The sequence below is a fragment of the Trebonia sp. genome (assembly GCF_049794275.1).
In the GTDB taxonomy this organism is placed as follows: domain Bacteria; phylum Actinomycetota; class Actinomycetes; order Streptosporangiales; family Streptosporangiaceae; genus Trebonia.
Window position 1 is genome coordinate 1 of record NZ_JBARCR010001008.1, and the last position, 1,511, is coordinate 1,511.

The 1,511-nt window shown below is 69.1% G+C and carries 1 protein-coding gene and 1 pseudogene; one reads left to right on the top strand and one right to left on the bottom strand.

Features of this window, described 5'->3' with window-relative positions:
• Nucleotides 1-512: pseudogene (locus tag WA805_RS25455) on the bottom strand (hypothetical protein); the annotation flags it as partial.
• Between the two features lie 199 nt (nucleotides 513-711).
• On the opposite strand from WA805_RS25455, the gene WA805_RS25460 reads away from it, so the two are divergent.
• Nucleotides 712-1,506, top strand: coding sequence for a DUF1206 domain-containing protein (locus WA805_RS25460; protein WP_425243602.1), 795 nt, complete (start codon nucleotides 712-714; stop codon nucleotides 1,504-1,506).
• The last annotated feature ends 5 nt before the right edge of the window (nucleotides 1,507-1,511 follow it).

Consider the following 1,511-nt stretch of genomic DNA (forward strand, 5'->3'; position numbering starts at 1 on the left):
ACGATCACGGCGGTGAACACGCGCCGCCACGTCCCGCGGACCGCGGGCAGGAAGACCAGGAACAGCGCGCCGTAGCAGACGATCGAGCCGAGCGCGTGCCCGCTCGGGAAGCTGTCGCCGTTACCGTACGCGATCGGGTGCGCCACCACCGGGCGCAGCCTGCCGACCAGTACCTTGAGCACCGGGTCGAGCACCAGCTCGCCCACGCCGACGACCAGGAGGTAGGCCGTGAGCCGCCACTGCCGCCGGACCGCGAGGACGACGGCGGCCGCCCCGGTCAGCGTCCACAGCACACCGCCGCTGCCCAGCCAGGTGACCGCCTTGACGATCCTGACGGCCACGGGATGCCCGGCGATCAGGCTGTTCAGCCCGGTCGCGGCGCCGTGATCGGCCGACTCCAGCGGCGCCCACCGCAGCCGTACCAGGAGAAGCAGGAGCGTGAAGAGGAGAGCCGCCGCGGTGACGATGACAAGCGGGACGAGAGTGCGCCGGGTAGCGGGGGGAACCGACATGGGCCTCCCACTGCCCGCCGCGAACTGTTTCACGCCTATTCAATGCGCATTTACTGTCGCGCCCGTCCGCCTCCCTATCGAAATAGGAAACGCTTCCGGCAATGCGGGCAGCCTGATCTTAAAGTGCATTGATGATGACGTTTAGGGACCCGCTCACGAGGTAGTCACGGGTATGCATTCTGTATCAGCGCCCGATGCAATGCGCACCGCAAGGCGGGCTTCCGACAGCCCGGCGGCGCATTTCCTGGCCCGCGCGGGCCTAACCGCGCGCGGCGTCATTTACATTCTGGTCGGCTGGGTCGCGGTGCTGGTCGCACTGGGAAACAGCACGCACGAGGCGGACCAGCAGGGCGCCTTGCAGATGCTCGCAGGCAAATCCTACGGACTGGTCTCGCTCTGGCTGCTCGCCATCGGCTTCGCGGCCTACGCGCTGTGGCGGCTGAGCGAGGCCGCGTTCGGCGTCACTGGCGAGCCGCCCGGGGCCGGGCCCAGGCTCAAGTCGCTGGGCCGGGCGGTCATCTACGCGGGCCTGTCGTACCTGACATTCACGGTGATCTCCGGGACGGACCGCAGCCAGGCTGGCCGGCAGCAGGACATCACGGCCACCGCCATGCAGCACACGGCCGGCCGGGTGCTGGTCGGCGTCGTCGGGCTGGCCATCGTCGCCTGCGCCGTCGCCCTGGTCGTCGAGGGTGCCCGCAAGAAGTTCATGAAGCACCTGCAGACCGCCCGGATGAGCCCCAGGACGCGTCGCGTCGTCGAGGTGCTGGGCGTGACGGGAACCATCGCGCGAGGGCTGGTCTTCGCTCTGGCTGGCGTGCTGGTGATCGATGCGGCCGTCACCCATAAGGCAGCCGAGTCCGGCGGCATCGACAAGGCGCTGCTGACGCTGCGCGATCAGCCGCTCGGCGAGTTCCTGGTACTGCTGGCCGCGGCCGGCCTCATCGTCTTCGGTGTCTACGGGCTCTGCGAAGCCCGCTGGCGGAAGGTCTGAACCCG

Excerpts from the sequence above, each read along its gene's own strand:
- WA805_RS25460 (WP_425243602.1), top strand. The coding sequence starts at position 712 with ATGCGCACCGCAAGGCGGGCTTCCGACAGCCCGGCGGCGCATTTCCTG.